Genomic DNA, 16,951 nt, shown 5'->3' with positions numbered 1-16,951 from the left:
CTAGCCCTCCTTTCCATGTTGGGATGCATTGATTTCGCGATAAACTTGACTATATTTCATCAAATCCTCGTGCTTGCCGATAGCTAGAAGCTCACCTTTTTCCAAGAGGAGAATCTGGTCAGCCATCTGTAAAGTCGATGTTCTTTGAGAAATCAAAATTAAGCTCGTATTTGGCAAATTTTCTCGAATAGCTTTCAAGAGCCTAGACTCGGTAATGGTGTCGAGGGCCGAAGTCGCATCATCTAGGATGAGAAATGGAGCTTGGCGCAATACTGCGCGAGCGATAGACAGCCTTTGTTTTTGTCCACCTGAGAAATTTCGACCTCCTGTCTCAACTAGAGCATCTAAAAGTCCTTCCTTTTCACTGACAAAATCCTTGGCTTGTGCAATTTCCAAGGCCTGCCAGAGTTCTTGGTCAGATACTTCTCGATTGAAACCTAGAGTCAAGTTGGAACGAATAGTTCCTTTAAAAAGTTCGACTTTTTGAGGCACATAGGCAATCCAAGACCGCCACTGTTCCAAATTAAGAGGACTACGTCCATCTCGATAAGGGTAAATGCTCCCCTTGTCTGCTGGGTAAATTCCAAGTAAGACTTGCACCAAGCTTGATTTACCAGAACCTGTTCCCCCAATGATACCAAGGATTTGCCCTTGAGTCATATCAAAGGAAATGTCTCTCAAAGAAGGCTGGGACGCATCAGGATAGGTAAAGGTCAGTTCTTGAACTTGTAAAACCTGATCACTGGTAGCTTGCTTTTGTTCTAATTTTGAATGGATATCCTCTGGAGCCTCAGCAAAGACTTCCTCGATTCGCTTGGCAGAGATATAGGACTGGTTGAGAGAATTGATTAGCATAGCTAATTTGACCAATTCCACCAAAATCTGTAGGAGATAGTTGATAAGGGCAATGAGGGCCCCTTGACTGAGCAATCCTCCTTGAATAGAAACATATCCCTGCCAGATAATGACTAGGAGGATTCCATTAACAATCAGATAGGTTAGAGGGGTTAATAAACTAGACCAGAAACCTGTCTTTTCTTGTAATCTAGCATAGACTTGGTTAAGGGTTTGAAAAATTTGTAACTCTCGTTTTTCTTGACCAAAAGCACGAATAACCCGCATCCCTTGTATTTGCTGGCGTGTTTCTTGAACTAGTTGATCCGTTTTCTTTCTCAGGCTGCTGTAGAGAGGATTGACTAACCGAGAAAGGCCTACAATAACGATTGTCAGAATCACAACCATGACCAAAAACCAGAGAGTCAGCTCAGCTGAGATTCGATAAGCCATAAAAATGGCACCAAAAACGATAATAGGCGCTCGTAAAAAGAGACGCAGGAATTGATTGATACCAGTCTGAATCTGGTAGGTATCCGAAGTCAAGCGAGTGACCAAGCTAGAAGTTGTCAAACGGTCTCTACTGTCCTTAGGTAAAGATAGAATATGACGATAGAGGTCGTTTGTCAATTCCTTGGCAAAACCCACCGCAGCCTTAGCTGAGTAGAACTGGGCTATTAAGGCCACTACAACACCAATTACTGCAAAGATAAGGAGCAAACCAATCTGCATCCAGAGATGACCTTGATTTTTCTGGGGCAAGGATTGGTCAACAATCCCAGCAATCACCATGGGAACCAAGAGCTCAAACACAGCTTCTAGTAACTTGAACAAGGGTGCTAAAATTGATTCCTTGATGTAGGGTTTAAAGTAAGATAATAGGTGTTTCATAAATCCCTTCTATTCGTATTCTGGAAATGAAGAAAGTGGGAAGCACCCACCCTCTCTGTTTTATTTGTTTAAGTAAGGCAGTAGATAGCCATATCCTTCCTCTTCCATCTCATCCTTGGATACAAAACGCAAGGATGCAGAATTAATACAGTAACGAAGTCCACCTAACTCCCGAGGGCCATCTGTGAAAACATGACCCAAGTGAGCATTCCCCGATCGAGAACGAACCTCAATTCGCTCCATTCCATGGCTCATGTCCTTGTAATAATGAATCAACTCCTTAGAAATCGGACGACTAAAACTTGGCCAACCACAACCTGAGGCAAACTTATCCTTGGCAAAAAAGAGTGGCTCACTCGTCGTAATGTCTACATAAATCCCTTCTTCAAAGGTTTGGTCATAGGCATTGGTAAATGGAGCCTCTGTAGCAGCTTCTTGGGTGACACGATAGGACTCTTCAGTTAAGCTTTCCTTTAACACCTCTTGGCTAGGCTTTTCATAGTTTGCCACATCAATCAAGGGCTTCTCAGCATCCGTCACATCGATATGACAGTAACCTGAAGGATTCTTCTTAAGATAGTCTTGATGGTAATCTTCAGCCAGAATGTAGTGGCGAAGTTTCTCCACCTCTACTGCAATCTTTCGACCCATCATGCGCTCCTGCTCCTGCACCACTGTGTAGATAGCTGGCAAGTCTGCTTCATCCTGGTAATATATACCGGTCCGATACTGACGTCCACGGTCATTCCCTTGTTGATTGACTGATAATGGATCAATAACACGGAAATAATAAAGCAAAATTTCTCTGAGTGACACTGCTTTCTCATCGTAAATCACTTGAACCGTTTCTGCATGGTCTGTTTCCTTGAGCAACTGGTAATTGGTCGTTTCGACTTGTCCATTAGCGTAGCCAACACTGGTTGCTGATACTCCAGAAATGCGTGAAAAATATTCCTCTAGACCCCAAAAACAACCACCTGCTAGATAAATTTCTGCCATCTTTATTTCTCCTTTATCAAGTTTTTAACTAGACTTCTTTTCAAAAAAAGGATAGGAAGCCCTCTGGTCGAGAGTTTCCCCATCCTATCTTCTATTCTTTATTTTGCTTCGACACGAACACCTTGGTTATCAACCTTCAAGTCATGCAGTTTTCCTTTGAAGGGTTGCTTTTCCAATTCTGCCTTAATCGTTGGCATCTTGTCATGCGAAGCCAGAATCATAACTGTCGGCCCAGCACCAGAAAGGTAGGTTGCATAGGCACCATTTTCTTTGGCTACTTGCTTAATCGTCGCAAATTCTCTCACCAAGTCCTGACGATAGCGCTCGTGGAAGAGGTCTCCCTCGATTGCTTGCCCAGCAGTCGCCATGTCTCCTGCCAACAAGGCCGCAACCGCCACATTGGCGATAGAACTAGCTGCAACAGCTTCCTTATAGGACAATTTCTTAGGCAAGACACCACGGCTGTCTCGAGTACGCAATTCATAGTTTGGAATGTAGGCTAGGAAATCACACTCTGGGAAGTCTGCTACAATAGCTGAAACTTGCCCTTCAACGGAACTTGCAATAACGAGATTACCATAGATGGCGGGTGCCACATTGTCAGGATGTCCCTCAATCTTAGTTGCTAACTGCAGTTTTTCGTGATCAGTTAAATTAAGATTTGCAAGTTGGTTAGCTAATTCAATCCCAGCTACAATAACCGAGCTGGAAGAACCCAAACCACGCGCCAAGGGAACATCACTGGTCATTTTCAAGCGTCTTGGTTGCAAGTCTGGTACAATTTGTAAAGCAATTTTTAGTAAGAGATTACGCTCGTCATGAGGAATCCATTTGCCAATCTGGTGTTCAATCAACCACTCTTCTCGTTCTTCGCAGACCTCAATTTGAAGATACTTGGTTACAGCTACACCGACCGAGTCAAAACCTGGCCCAATATTTGCGCTGGTTGCAGGTACAATAATTTTCATCTTATTCTCCTAGCACCTTGAAGGTATTCAAGAGGTCGAATTCTGAAACCTTCTTCAATTCAGCTGAAACATTCTCAAGTTGGGCTTTATTAATCTTGTGTGTGATGATCACGACACGCGCCTTGTCACCCTCTTTGCCATCTTGGAGGATTTGCTTGAAGGAAATATCTTGAGCGTTGAAGATTTCAGCCAATTTCAAGACCTGACCTTTTGAATCTGGAGCCAAGATTGAGAAATAGTAGTTCGCTTTGACATCTTCTGGATTTGCCAAGACCACGTCACGGCTGTATTCGTTGAAGTCTTTTCCAATTGTTCCATCATTCAAGCGACGAACGATACGGACAATATCTGCTACCACACTTGTTGCAGTTGGTTTTTGACCCGCACCTGGTCCGTAGTACATAGACTCACCGATACCAATAGATTCCACAAAGACAGCGTTCATTACCCCATTCACACTAGCAAGTGGGTGCGCTTTAGGAAGGAAGGTTGGAGTCACTTCTGCAGCAATTCCTGAAGGAGTTTCCTCGATAGAACCAACCAATTTCACTACATAGCCAAGGTCTTGCGCTACAGCTACGTCTTCTGGTGTGATGTTACGGATTCCCTTATGGGCTACATCGTCAAAGGCAACCTTCATACCAAAGGCAAATTGGCTCAAAATCACCATCTTGTAGGCTGCATCAATCCCATCTACGTCATTTGTCGGGTCACTTTCTGCAAAACCTAGTCTTTGTGCTTCCACAAGAGCATCATCGTAAGACCAGCCTTCTTCCACCATCTTGGTCATCATGAAGTTGGAAGTTCCGTTGACTACTCCAAGCACGCGCGTGATTTTATCAGAAGCCAAGGAATTTGCTAAAGTACGAAGAATTGGAATCCCACCAGCTACTGCTGCTTCGTAGTAAAGTGCTACCTTATTAGCTTGAGCGATTTCTAACAATTCTGCACCATGGACAGCCAAAAGGTCCTTGTTAGCAGTCACAACGTGTTTTCCAGCCTCCAAGGCACGAGTGATAAAGGTTTTAGCTGGTTCGATACGCCCCATCAATTCCACTACGATCGTAATGTCTTGGTCTGATAAAATATCATCCACATTGGTTACAAAGTTAAAGTCATTCCCTGCTGCAAGCAAGCGGTTCTTTTCATCTTCATCCTTGACCAATACCTTAGCAACTTCAATATCTGAATGTGCTGATTGATTGATTTTTTCTCCATTTTCCTTTAGGAGGAAAGGCACACCACTTGCAACGGTACCAAATCCTAGTAAAGCAATTTTAACTGTCATGATTGTCTCCTCGAAATTTTCTAATATAGCCATTATAACAGAATTTTGTGGAAATTCCTATTATAGTAAATCACTATTTCAGTCTAGAAAAGAAAAAACGAATCAGACGATTCGCTCTCCTTAAAATCTGAAAATAACTTTCCAGAAATGATTATCCAATCTTTTGCAGATTAAGTACTGCATCGTGATTCATCAAGACTTGACCATACTCCTGCAAGACTGAGCGACTGATGTCACTATCGTCCGCAAACTCGCGCATACGAGCCAAAAGCCAAGCTGGATATGGACTTGGATAATTTTCAATATCCACTAAAATGGTCAAATAATAGCGCTCGTTCATTTTGTAGAGTTCAGAAGTTTCCATCTCAAAAGTCACTGTCTTAGCAAAAGACACCAAGTCAGCCAACTTAGCAAAAGAAAGGATGTAGTAGATGTAAGGTTCTTTCTTGCTCTCAGCTTCTTGTTCAGCCTGCTCCTGCTCTTCTTCCTTGGCTTCGACTTGCTCTAGAGATTGAATGGCTTCGATATCATCCTTTGTTTTGTCTGCGATACTTTTTTCCAAGGTTTTGATAAATTCATCTGGCGACATTTGAGCCAATTCTTCCATGTCTGGCAAATCCGATAAGTCTTCAAAATCTAGATTTTGGTCAATCTTTGATTTGGTTACAAAAACATCAACCTTATCAGGTTTTGGAGTCACACGGAAGCTCAACATACCTGTATCCAAAAAGCTTTCAGGCATCTCTAACTCATCCAAGATAGCATAAAAGAACTCTTCTGTTTTTTCTTGAGGAACGAGAAAGTCAGCAATCTCCATCCCTCGATCCATCAAATCCTCTAAAGACATCGTGATTTTTAAAGTTGTATCACTAATTTGTTTCATTTTCATTGCTAGTAACCTCATACTTTCAGTTCTATCTATTATACTAGATTTTTACGATTTTATCAAAAGAATGAAGCGAGAATGTGATATAATACTAGAGACCATTTTACAATACAAGAAAGAAAGTACAATGAAAAATATAAAAGTTAATGCACTGGCTAGCTTGCTAGTCAATGTTCTCAATATCGTTTTTCCGCTGATAACCAATCCTTATCTGACGCGGATTCTCAGCAAATCCAACTACGGTTATTTCAATACCGCCAATACCTGGGCTAGCTTTGTCATTCCTTTAGCCGCATTTGGAATCTATAACTACGGAATTCGAGCTATCAGTAAGGTTAAGGACGATAAAGATAAGATTAATTATGTCTTCTCCAAGTTATTCTATATATCTGTAATTACTTCTGTCCTTACAACAAGTATCTACTTTTTGTTTATTTACCTAGATAATAGTATTGAAAATTTGAAAGAACTCTACTATATACTTGGTGTCCAGGCTCTCTTCCAATTCCTTTATATCGAGTGGATGAACGAGGCTTATGAAAACTATGCCTTCATCCTTTACAAGACATTGATTATTCGGATTGCCATGCTGGTTGCTATCTTTACCTTTGTTAAAACTGCAGATGATATCGTTCCTTATGCCATCGTCATGAGTGCGACAACTATCCTCAACTACCTGCTCAGTTTTCTTTGGATCAAGAGAGAAGTTTCCTTTGTCAAAATTGGTCTCATGGAATTAATCAAAGCATCTAAGCCACTCTTGACCATGTTGCTTCTAGCTAATGCCAATATGCTCTACACCTTACTTGATAGAATGTTTATCACCAAAGGGCCTGATGAAAACTACATTTCTTATTATACCATTGCTTCTAGCATCGTCATGTTGATTGCCAGTGTCCTGAGTGGAGCTATCAACGTCAGTATTCCACGTCTCGGCTACTATCTCGGTAAGAAAGACTACGAATCTTATAAAAATCTTCTAAACCAAGGAGCCGCCCTCTTTTATTTTCTTATCATTCCAACCAGTATTGGGATGATGGTATTAGGAAACTACGCTGCAGTCATCTACTCTTCTGAAAAATACCTTGAAGCTGGTATTGTGACTAGTGTCTTCGCCTTTCGAACTATCATTTGGGCTATTGAGTTGATTCTCGGTAAACAAATTATCTTCATCAACGACCACGAAAATCGTTTAACAGCCTTTTACTTTATTGGTGGCGGAGCTAATATCCTACTCAACAGTCTCTTGTATTTCAATAATATTTTTGCACCAGAGTACTACATTGCTACTACTATTATTGCAGAAACTGTAGTTGTTCTACTGGAAATTTACTTTATCAAGAAGCATCATCTGCTTGACTTAAAAGAAATATTTACTACTTTAACACGCTATACTATTGTATCGCTCGGATTCATTCCAATTTATTTCACTTTTAAATTTCTTTTCCAAATCAACTCTTATACAGTCAACCTCAATATGATACTCATGGTACTCTTGACTGTTGCGACTTGCGGTATCTATTATCTCTTGACGCTATTTCTTACCAAAGATAAAACACTCCACTATGCACTCAATCTTGCACTTGCTAAGATTAAAAGAAATTAAAAGAATCCCCTGCTAATAGACTATTCTACTAGCAGGGGATTTTCTCATTATTCCTTTTCTTTCTTGTCGGAACTACTTGACTCTATAATTGAGTCCTCTTTTTGTTTTTCTGAATTAGAAGAGTTAATTTCTTTATGATTTTCTTGCTTTTCTGCCTTATTAATCTTGTCTGATTTATCAGTTAGAGTAGATGTTTCCTGTTTGTTTGTAGAATGATTTTGCTGCTTATCAACAGTAACTACTTGTCTCCATACACCTTCTTCATTAACTTTATAACCATCAGGTGTGGTAGAATTTTTCAATAAGGAACCATCTGCTTGGAAATAGTACCAATGACCATCAACCTGTTTCCAGCCAGTTTGCATCGCTCCTGTTGAATCAAAGTAATATTGATCACCATTGACTTTTTGAAGGCCAACCAACATAATACCATCTTCAGGATTTAGATAATACCAGACGCCTTTGTCTTTTATCCAACCAGTTTTCATGGCTCCATTTGATTCAAAGTAACGGTAATGATTATCAAACCATTTCCAGCCAGTCTGCATGGCACCAGATGCACTAAAGTAATATTGCTTACCATCTACTTGATTGAGTCCAACCAACATAGCGCCTTCCTTAGATTCAAGATAATACCACATATCATGATCTTTTAGCCAACCAGTTTGAAGTGCACCAGATGCAGCGTAATAATGCCAGACATCATTTGACCACTGCCAGCCAACTTGCATGTTACCTGAGGATTTAAAGAAATAGGTTTTTCCATCAATCGCTTTAGAGCCTACGGCCATGATACCTGTTTCCGGATCCAAATAATACCATGATTCTTTATCTTTCAACCAACCAGTTTTCATAGCACCTGAGTTCGTATAGAAGTACCAGCTATTGTCTTGCCACTTCCAGCCAGTCTGCATGGCACCACTAGCATTCAAATAGTAACGAATACCCTTTATATCTTGTCTGCCAGTTAACATGATGCCATCTTTATCCAGATAATACCATGTTTCCTGATCCTTGACCCAGCCAGTTTTCATAGCTCCAGAACTTGCAAAATAGTTCCAGTGACCATCAACAAAGGCCCAGCCAGTTTGCATGACACCTTCTTGATTAAAGTAGTATGTGCTTCCATTGATATTCTTTTTACCGACAGTCTTTAGACCATCCTCATCATAGAAATACCAAGCTGAATCAATCTTTTGCCAAGTTGAAGGCTTACCTGAAATTTGTAGTACGCCACTTTCGCTAAAGAACATCTTCTTACCATTAAAAACTTGGTGTCCTGTCAGCATCTTACCATCTGCCGCAAAAAGGTATTTTTTCCCTCCAATTTCAGAGAGCTCGCTAAATCGTCTAGCACCATTCGACTGGATATAATACCAAGAGTTATCTAGCTTGAACCATCCACCAGTTTGCATTTTACCATTTTTGTTCAGATAGTAATCATTCCCCTTGGCATTTTCTCCCCAGTCGTCATTAAGGTGAAGCCAGCGGCCTGCTTGCATTTGTCCTTTTCCATTAAAGAAGTAAGTGGCTCCGCCAATCTCTTTCCAGCCGATAGCCATTTCCCCGTCAGACAAACGATATTTCCAATAGCCATCTTCTTGATACCATTTTTCGTCAACTACTGGGATATCAGGGAAGGTATTTGAAACATTAGCAAATCCTTTATCGCTAATATCAAAAACAGTAGCGTCTTGAGTTTGGCTAGCAGCACGAAGAACCTGAATATTTTTCTTCTGAAGGTATTCTCTAGTTGAAGCAACATTAATATCTCCACCAGTTGTCTGAATAATCATTTTTGGTGATAAGTTTTCAAGGAAATTAATCGTATTTGAAATTGTCGCATCATAATGGTGGTTCCATTTCATCATATCAACCTTGCCGATAACTGGACCTAACTTATCTTCTGCTCCTTCGGCATTATCCAAATCTCCACCAAGATAGATTCTCTTTCCTGCCACAGTCACTACTGAAACAATGGAGTTGGAGTTATCATCTCGAACTTTTTTCAGATTCCCATCAGCATCATATTCATTCTTATAGTTGTAGAGCTGGATATCCATATCACCTAATTTTATATGGCTATCCTCATCTGAAATATTCTGGATAAGCGTAACTCCTCGTTTTTGAGCTGCTCTCAAAGCATTATCATAATTGAAAAGATTATCCCATAGACCCCACTTTGCTGTGATTCGATCATCTGAATATTTTTTCAAATAAAACTTACCAACCTGATAACGATTGAGTATTTCGTCTGCTCCACCAATATGATCACTATGAACATGAGTTCCTATGATAAAATCTAATTTTTTAACACCTATTTCATCTAGGTGGCGAATCAATCTATCCTCTAATACTTGATAATTTCTCATAGAAATTCCCCAACGACTTGGATAGCGTGGGTCACTCCCATCAGGAAAATCATAGTCTTCTCCCATATCAATCAAAGCATAGTGACCATTGCTTTCCAGAAGGATGGCGTCACTCCCAGATTTTGCTTTAGTATTTATGAAATGGATACGATTGCCCGAACCTGCAGAGATAGTATTTGCATCTACTCCTTGCGATAACTGAATCAGCGCTAGAAAGAATACAAGAAAACTATACCCAACTAATTTTATTAACTGTTTATTTTTCATCTTGAAAACCCCTTTATTTTAAAAGATAAGAAACTTATACTAATCAATCCAATAATTTTTATCTCCTCCTGGCACTTGTTGCTCAATGGGTGGCGGACTCATATAGTTTTCTCCAAATTCGTAGACAAGTAATTCATGGTATTTTCTAGGAACCTTGACCACAATGTTTTCATACGGCATATCAATCAAATCATAGAGCCATTCTTTTTTTATACCATCTGGATAATAGGAATCATAGATAGTACAAGTGAGATCTGTTGCTTGATCCACACTATACTTCAAAGCAAGACTCTCTAATTTTTGGTTCCATATCTGTGGGGAAGTTAAACGAAAAATAGCTGACCCCATATAACGAGGGAGATTTTTAAGTCCACCATTCTCAGACTTAATCCCTTTAAAATTCAAAGAAGAAAGACGAATGAAATATTTGTAGAGCTTCATTTTCTTCTGGTCACTTTCTTGCGTTACGACACCATCATATGGAAAGATGTCAACGCAGGTTCCCAATACGACCGTTTTATCTATAAGATTAGCATCTCGACGTGTCCTCACATCATAGACTCGCATATAACTGTAAGGATACCCCTTTGTTTCTCTGAATGAAATTAATTTGTAGTAGGGATGATTTTCATTTTTTAAAACCTTATACAGTTTTTCAAACTCATCACGCGCTAAGGAAATATCTGTATCATCATCCCAAGGTATAAATCCTTTATGGCGTACAGCTCCTAGTAATGTTCCAAAATCAATAAAATATTTGATATGATGTTGTTCACAAAGATCATGAAGATACTTCAAAATATCTAATTCTACTTGTTTGATTTCTTCAAGAGTTAAAGTTCTTTCAGACATAGGTTTTATTCTCCTAATTTTGACTATATTTTTAAACGTTTCTTAATCCCAATCCAGTTATTTAGACTTTTTAACAATCTTCCACAATTTAAAATCATGATGAGATACTCTTTGTTCAACTGGCGGCAATTGCATATAATCTCCGTAGTCTGAGGTCAAAATTTCATGATATTTTTTCGGAATAGTAAATTTCTTACCTTCAAATGTTCCAGTAGTAACTTGTTCTAGCCATTCGCGTCTCCACACTGGTTTGTTCATATCCTTGTAGATAAGATAATCCACTTCCTCATAATCTGACACTTTACGTGATTTAGCAAGTTCTTCAATTTGTGCAACGTATTTATTTGTATTTGTGAAATAAAAAATAATAACTGAAATATAGCGTATCAGTGAATTCAGAACACTTTTCGTATTGGTGATACCTTTAAATGTATAGCAACTCAATTGACGTTTCTTTATCAGCTTTGTCATCTTGTTCTTGAAATTGGCATCATTCTCGTAGCCATCTACAGGGAAAATATCTACATAAATCCCCATATTTGAATCAATACGAACATCTTCTTCTAGCAAGTAGGTATGGTTATCCTGCACTTTCATGAAGGGATAGACATAGTTGAGATTATTTTTATAAGACATCACTTCGTAACGTTCATCAGGGTTAGCAATAAGATAGTCTTGCAACTTTTCATAATCTTCTCGTAACATACAGATATCCATGTCATCATCCCAAGGAATAAAACCTTTATGACGAACCGCACCGATAAGACTGCCATAAGCTAGGAAATATTTGACACCAATTTTCTGGCAAGTTTCATGAATGTATTCCATGATTCCTAGTTCCATCTGTTGGATCTCTCTAATATCAGTTACTTCCTGATAACGAATACCTTCATCACGTTTGCAAACAACTAATCCATAACCAATAATCAACCAAAAGATAATATTAATAAAGTTAGTTGAGTACATAATCTGACTTTCAAATAATTGACCGAACAAGATGCCAAAGAAAAGAATCATAATCAACTTTTCAGAGTTCTTTTTAGAAACAATCAAATAAGTCAAAAAGCGCTTAATTATATATCCTAGTAGAAGTAGAAAGGATACTAAACCTAAAATTCCAGAACTAACAAATATCGTTACCAAAATGTTATGGAAATTTCCACCAATAAGAGAATTTTGAATCTCAAATTTACTGAAATATTTTGTGTAATAATCTGGAACATTTCTTACACCATAACCAAAAATTGGTTTCTCACTTCCCATTTTTATAGCATTTTTCCAAATATAAGTTCTACCACTAGGTGTTGTTTCTATTAGATGAAGTTCACCTGTTTTTTTTATAACTGAAGAATCCGTTTCTGCATAAGATTGTCCTTTATTTAAGTCTAATACAGTCGCTTTCCCCGAGGATATGTAAATAGAGGTTACATAACTCAATCCAATATTAGCAGCAGAAACAAGTAAAGCAGAAACAATAAAGATTAAAAATCGCTTAGCTAACTTGCCCCCGTTAATAAAGAAACTATAAAACCCAATCATTAACACTAAAGATAATAAAGCTCCTCTACTTTGCATGGTTGCGAAGTAAACTAATTGAATTACATTATTCAGTTTAAGATAGACAGAATATTTACTTCCTTTATGAATCAAATACATAGCCAAAATAATGCTAATGTATGAAAATATCGCACTAGCATTTGGATTAACAATCCCCCACAGACGTCCATTCATAACACCATAGTAATAAGATTGTTCGCCAATCTTAAATAGGATAAGGACTCTACTTACCAATAAACCAAACGCAAAAATTGCTGAAGAAAAAGATACAATTTGAACCGTATAGGCAATCCAGTCAAATAATTTTTTAAGTTGCCCTGATTGTAACATGGTAAATAATAAAATATAGGTCACCATAAAGAGGATCTCTATCACATTTCCAATCAAATGTCCAGAGCGATTAAAAATAGCTGATAACAGATGACTTCCAGCCAATAGACCAAATAAGGACAGAAATTTGCGATCTACTGTGATTTCTTTCCACTTAAACAATAAGGTACAGCAAATATAAAGTACTACAATCGCTGATAATCCCTTGTAGAGGGGATTTGCTATCTTATAAACCAGTGAACTCATACTTAAAATCGAAATGAAAACAAATAGATACGCAATCCATAGTTTTGATTTTTCAAAGTATTCATCCATTTTTGAAAAATTCATTTTCAACTCCTTCTCATGATATTAGTTTTTTAATCCAACAATTTTCTTATATAGCCATGGAGAAATGACAAGTGATAGGATCGCTACCTTGCGAAAAGTGGTGAAATAAGCATCCTCCCATATTTCGTGTCGGTGATGAACAATCCAATTCCTCAGCTCGGCTTTCTCCTTTTGATACTCTTCACGTGAAGTAAAGATAATTTTATCGTAAACTGTGATGTACGACCAACACTCTCTGTTTATTAATTCATATTTTAAATTAGGGAAGACTTGTGAAACTTGAGCAATTATTTGCTTATAAACTTCTATCGTATCAAATACATACCGATTAACAGATGTTGTCGCACTTCCCTCACGATGATCATAATAATAAATCGGTTTGTCAATAAATACGCTACTACATCTTGTCTTTAGTAACAATTCAGTTAAAAATAGGGCATCTTCAGCCAGGTGATAATTTGTATTAAACTTTTCATCCTCAAGCAGGTCTCTCTTAAACAGTTTTGCGACTGGAAAAAATGACGTTCTGGTAGTCATCAGTAATTCTTTCATGGTTTCTTCTGTTGACCAGAGTTCTATTTTTCCAGAATGTGGAGGTAGGTCTGTTACAATGCCATTTTTGATATGGTGTAGAGGAGCAATTACAAAGCCTACATTCAACCCTTCAACTGCACTTGCTAAAGTAGCTAGGTAATCTTGGGTAACAAAATCATCGCTATCAATAAAGGTAACCCAAGAACCCGTCGCTAACTGAATTCCAAGATTTCTTGCATTAGAAACACCAGCATTTTCGATATGGTAAACCTTAATATTCTCATACTGATTTGCTAAATGATCACAGATTTGTCCACTAGAATCAGTAGACCCATCATTTATTAGGATTAGTTCAAAATTGGTATAAGTCTGATGGAGAATTGACTCCACACATCGTTCCAAATAGGCTTCTACATTGTAGACTGGAACGATAACGCTTATTTTTTCTCCCATCATGCTCCATATTCTCCCTTGTACTCTGTGTAGCTCTTGTCCATATCTGCTATAATGGCGTCATGATGCGGTACTTGTTTGTCTGCTGGTGGAGGTGTCATATAATCACCAAAAGCAGTGCTGAGATAGGCATCATAGCCGACTGGAACGGGCATCTCTGTCTCTTCAAATGGCAAGAAGAGATTATCTTCAAAGGATGCGATTGGATACTTGTTTCTCATGTAGCCAGGACCAGAGCATAACTCCGTGATTCCATCGCTCTCAGCCAGACTGTACTTGGTCATTTCTTTTTCAGCTTTTTTCCAAATGCGATAACGAAGAGATTTTGGTGTCACACCCAGTAAAATGCGACTCCCCCATTTCATAAGTGCGCCATGCTTTTCTGGAATAGTTTGGGCACAAAAGAGTGAATAAATCAAGGCCCAGCGAACCTGTTTCTTTCTCTCAGCTGGATTTTTCGGATAATAATCCAAAGGCAAAACATCCAAAGCCAAACCATGTGGCAAATCCAAATCTTGTTGGTAAGGTTTAATACAGGTAGTTTCCTTGTCACGAATAGTAATAAAAAGATTGCGGTCGACAAAATCCTTGTTACTCTTTGACAAGAAATAACGCTCATCTGCATAACGAGGCCATAATTCTGCCAATTTTTCATAATCCTTACGGGGCATAAAAAAATCTAGATCATCATCCCAAGGAATGAAACCCTTGTTTCGAAGGGCACCAATAGCACCTCCACCACAAAGATAACAAAGCAAATCATGTTCTTTACAAAATGCGACGAAATATTCAGCCATTTCCAGACTACGAGCCTGAATCGCTTTCAAATCACTCATGTCTCTCCTCTTCTGTTCAATAACGAGTTATATCGTTTTATTATACCATAAAAAAGCCTTAAAAATCCATCAGACACTAAGAAAAATCAAAGTTCAAACCACTATTTTACTGGTGATTCAAACCTTGATTTTTCCTGTATTAATCTCCTATCTAATTCCAATTGTAGAATATTCATCTCTACACAATCGTATCATAATCTTTTTCTTTCGTCTTCAAAGTCTCAACAACCTTTGTCGAATAAGCTCCTTTCATAGTTGTATCGAGTTGACTAGAAATCATCCCTAGTGCTGTCTTTGTTGCTAGAGCTTCTGTTTTGATCTTAAAGTCACCATCTGACATCAAATTATTACGCTCATTCAATTTGATCGGTGAATAGATATGACTGATTAGTAAACGTTCTAGTCCCTTCTGAATCTCAATCATATTATTGTTCACTCCTGAGAAGAAATCATTAATCATTTCATCAAACATAAGCTATCCCTTCTTTTTTTCTTGATCAAATTTCATCTTTCGACGATGTAAGGTATCTATATCCTCTTCTAATTTTCGTCGTTCTCGTCTATACTCAATCTCTTCTTTTTCAATACTTTGTTCCAAAGCGCGCTGATTTCTTATAAATCCTATAGATACTGCTTGGCTAAAGTCCGAAGCTATTCTGTTTAATCGTGCTCTTTCCTCAGTAGTATCCACGTCCACTTGTCCCAGGGTATGCTGGATCATCTGGTACTTTCCTTCCATCATATGCAACAATTGGTCACGTTTTTGCTGAAGGTCTTCAAATTGTTCTTCTCTTTGTTGGCGAATAGAACGATTGCGTTCATCTAATAAATCTAAATGGTTTTGCTTTGTTCTTAATTTCTGCCAGATTACTTGACTTTCATCCATTCTTTAAAATTCCCTGCTAACTCTTTATCATCTTCCAATTTCTTTTGGACACCATCTGCTATTTGCTTTTCTAAACTTTGAAAATCTTCGGCTAATTTTTCTGATTTTTTGATTTTTGGATAGAAATAATGATCAAGGTCATCTACGATTGTCGTACGAGATACTCCTCCGTCAGAATAGGCTATCGCCACCTCTGTAGGTGATAAAATAAAACCAAAGGGAACGTGATAAGTGCTCGCTACTATTTTCTCTGCTTCTTGGTGAGCTTTATGAACTATGGAGCAAATCTCTTCATGACCAGCATTTGCGACTTCATGCAATCCCGATGAAATCGTTAAGGCCTGTTCGGAGTCTAAAAAGAGTTCCTCACCACTCGTATAACCGCCTGAAGCCAATGCCTCTTTAGCCTTTGCATAGGAATACAAGCCACTGGAAACCTTATCCAAACCAGATGAATACCGTTTTTCAAACGATGAACGATCATTCTTAATTTTAAGACTACCATCTTCATTAAAAACATAACCGCCCCACAAGTGTTGAGAATATACAAAATCTACCTGTTGTACAGAGTCCACATGATGCATCATCCCTACAACACCGACACTATCCATTCTATTTTTAGGGTAACCTATAGGAACCAAATCTTTATCATCAACATAATTATGAATACGATACTTTATCGCATCCACACGCTGCCGCTGTTCTTTGGTCAAGACCGGATAGATATTCGGGCCTTGGTAGATATAAGCTCCTGAAATACGTGAAATGTCCCTAACATTAGCTAGGGCGTATTGAGCATTCATAGAACCAAGAGAGTGACCATAAACTGAGATTTTAGCGTTTGGATATTCCAACATTATATCATCTAAGATAGATGCCGCCGCATTCAACTGAGAAGTCACCCCTTCTTCACCTTTCAAAATATTTTGAGCCATAGGAATATCATTTGCAAGCCAATCCACTTCCCATCCTTCATCAAATGGCGCTTTAGAACCTTCGTAAAGAACGGACACTTCAGATTGATCTTGACTCTCAACTACGTAAACCTTTATTCCTGTCTCG

Annotated in this window: 14 protein-coding genes; 1 reads left to right on the top strand and 13 read right to left on the bottom strand. The window is 38.4% G+C overall.

Features of this window, described 5'->3' with window-relative positions; genetic code table 11:
• From HMPREF2628_RS05545 to mecA, 5 genes are all read right to left on the bottom strand, one after another.
• Positions 1 to 1,725 carry an ABC transporter ATP-binding protein gene (locus HMPREF2628_RS05545; RefSeq protein ID WP_070842572.1) on the bottom strand — a complete coding sequence of 575 codons (1,725 nt, stop codon included), beginning with the start codon at positions 1,723 to 1,725 and terminating at the stop codon, positions 1 to 3.
• Between the two features lie 60 nt (positions 1,726 to 1,785).
• Positions 1,786 to 2,724, bottom strand: a complete 939-nt coding sequence (gene msrB / locus HMPREF2628_RS05540; protein ID WP_061590076.1) for a peptide-methionine (R)-S-oxide reductase MsrB — start codon at positions 2,722 to 2,724, stop codon at positions 1,786 to 1,788.
• Between the two features lie 98 nt (positions 2,725 to 2,822).
• A complete protein-coding gene (gene thrB, locus HMPREF2628_RS05535; protein WP_061590075.1) occupies positions 2,823 to 3,692 on the bottom strand; it encodes a homoserine kinase in 870 nt (289 codons plus the stop codon).
• Position 3,693: 1 nt separating this feature from the next.
• Positions 3,694 to 4,980: a homoserine dehydrogenase gene (locus HMPREF2628_RS05530; protein ID WP_070842571.1), complete on the bottom strand. Its 1,287-nt coding sequence runs from the start codon at positions 4,978 to 4,980 to the stop codon at positions 3,694 to 3,696.
• 151 nt (positions 4,981 to 5,131) lie between these two features.
• On the bottom strand, positions 5,132 to 5,869 hold the full coding sequence (gene mecA, locus HMPREF2628_RS05525; RefSeq protein ID WP_061590073.1) for an adaptor protein MecA: 738 nt from the start codon (positions 5,867 to 5,869) through the stop codon (positions 5,132 to 5,134).
• Between the two features lie 124 nt (positions 5,870 to 5,993).
• Between mecA and HMPREF2628_RS05520 the strand changes: the two genes are divergently transcribed.
• The gene (locus HMPREF2628_RS05520; RefSeq protein WP_061590072.1) at positions 5,994 to 7,472 is read left to right on the top strand and encodes an oligosaccharide flippase family protein; all 1,479 of its coding nucleotides are present in this window, start codon (positions 5,994 to 5,996) and stop codon (positions 7,470 to 7,472) included.
• 47 nt (positions 7,473 to 7,519) lie between these two features.
• On the opposite strand, the gene HMPREF2628_RS05515 is transcribed toward HMPREF2628_RS05520, so the two are convergent.
• The 8 genes from HMPREF2628_RS05515 to HMPREF2628_RS05480 all read right to left on the bottom strand — a co-directional run.
• The gene (locus tag HMPREF2628_RS05515; protein WP_070842570.1) at positions 7,520 to 10,111 is read right to left on the bottom strand and encodes an MBL fold metallo-hydrolase; all 2,592 of its coding nucleotides are present in this window, start codon (positions 10,109 to 10,111) and stop codon (positions 7,520 to 7,522) included.
• Between the two features lie 39 nt (positions 10,112 to 10,150).
• Positions 10,151 to 10,963, bottom strand: coding sequence for a LicD family protein (locus tag HMPREF2628_RS05510; RefSeq protein ID WP_049487269.1), 813 nt, complete (start codon positions 10,961 to 10,963; stop codon positions 10,151 to 10,153).
• A gap of 57 nt (positions 10,964 to 11,020) precedes the next feature.
• Positions 11,021 to 13,180, bottom strand: coding sequence for a LicD family protein (locus tag HMPREF2628_RS05505; protein WP_070842569.1), 2,160 nt, complete (start codon positions 13,178 to 13,180; stop codon positions 11,021 to 11,023).
• Between the two features lie 21 nt (positions 13,181 to 13,201).
• Entirely contained in the window at positions 13,202 to 14,170 is a 969-nt protein-coding gene (locus HMPREF2628_RS05500) for a glycosyltransferase family 2 protein (protein WP_070842568.1), read from the bottom strand.
• Positions 14,167 to 15,003, bottom strand: a complete 837-nt coding sequence (locus HMPREF2628_RS05495; RefSeq protein ID WP_070842567.1) for a LicD family protein — start codon at positions 15,001 to 15,003, stop codon at positions 14,167 to 14,169. Before HMPREF2628_RS05495 ends, HMPREF2628_RS05500 begins: the two co-directional genes overlap by 4 nt.
• 178 nt (positions 15,004 to 15,181) lie before the next feature.
• On the bottom strand, positions 15,182 to 15,475 hold the full coding sequence (locus HMPREF2628_RS05490; protein WP_042750982.1) for a hypothetical protein: 294 nt from the start codon (positions 15,473 to 15,475) through the stop codon (positions 15,182 to 15,184).
• Between the two features lie 3 nt (positions 15,476 to 15,478).
• Positions 15,479 to 15,889, bottom strand: coding sequence for a hypothetical protein (locus HMPREF2628_RS05485; protein ID WP_070842566.1), 411 nt, complete (start codon positions 15,887 to 15,889; stop codon positions 15,479 to 15,481).
• The coding region (locus tag HMPREF2628_RS05480; protein ID WP_070842565.1) for an Mbeg1-like protein at positions 15,871 to 16,951 on the bottom strand (1,081 nt) is incomplete at its 5' end. The genes HMPREF2628_RS05480 and HMPREF2628_RS05485, both read right to left, overlap by 19 nt.

Origin of the sequence: Streptococcus sp. HMSC063B03, from assembly GCF_001836965.1 — a bacterium.
GTDB classification, from domain to species: domain Bacteria; phylum Bacillota; class Bacilli; order Lactobacillales; family Streptococcaceae; genus Streptococcus; species Streptococcus pneumoniae_F.
This window is presented reverse-complemented; position numbering and strand designations above follow the sequence as displayed.

Excerpts from the sequence above, each read along its gene's own strand:
- HMPREF2628_RS05545 (WP_070842572.1), bottom strand. The coding sequence starts at position 1,725 with ATGAAACACCTATTATCTTACTTTAAACCCTACATCAAGGAATCAATT.
- msrB (WP_061590076.1), bottom strand. The coding sequence starts at position 2,724 with ATGGCAGAAATTTATCTAGCAGGTGGTTGTTTTTGGGGTCTAGAGGAA.
- thrB (WP_061590075.1), bottom strand. The coding sequence starts at position 3,692 with ATGAAAATTATTGTACCTGCAACCAGCGCAAATATTGGGCCAGGTTTT.
- HMPREF2628_RS05530 (WP_070842571.1), bottom strand. The coding sequence starts at position 4,980 with ATGACAGTTAAAATTGCTTTACTAGGATTTGGTACCGTTGCAAGTGGT.
- mecA (WP_061590073.1), bottom strand. The coding sequence starts at position 5,869 with ATGAAAATGAAACAAATTAGTGATACAACTTTAAAAATCACGATGTCT.
- HMPREF2628_RS05520 (WP_061590072.1), top strand. The coding sequence starts at position 5,994 with ATGAAAAATATAAAAGTTAATGCACTGGCTAGCTTGCTAGTCAATGTT.
- HMPREF2628_RS05515 (WP_070842570.1), bottom strand. The coding sequence starts at position 10,111 with ATGAAAAATAAACAGTTAATAAAATTAGTTGGGTATAGTTTTCTTGTA.
- HMPREF2628_RS05510 (WP_049487269.1), bottom strand. The coding sequence starts at position 10,963 with ATGTCTGAAAGAACTTTAACTCTTGAAGAAATCAAACAAGTAGAATTA.
- HMPREF2628_RS05505 (WP_070842569.1), bottom strand. The coding sequence starts at position 13,180 with ATGAATTTTTCAAAAATGGATGAATACTTTGAAAAATCAAAACTATGG.
- HMPREF2628_RS05500 (WP_070842568.1), bottom strand. The coding sequence starts at position 14,170 with ATGATGGGAGAAAAAATAAGCGTTATCGTTCCAGTCTACAATGTAGAA.
- HMPREF2628_RS05495 (WP_070842567.1), bottom strand. The coding sequence starts at position 15,003 with ATGAGTGATTTGAAAGCGATTCAGGCTCGTAGTCTGGAAATGGCTGAA.
- HMPREF2628_RS05490 (WP_042750982.1), bottom strand. The coding sequence starts at position 15,475 with ATGTTTGATGAAATGATTAATGATTTCTTCTCAGGAGTGAACAATAAT.
- HMPREF2628_RS05485 (WP_070842566.1), bottom strand. The coding sequence starts at position 15,889 with ATGGATGAAAGTCAAGTAATCTGGCAGAAATTAAGAACAAAGCAAAAC.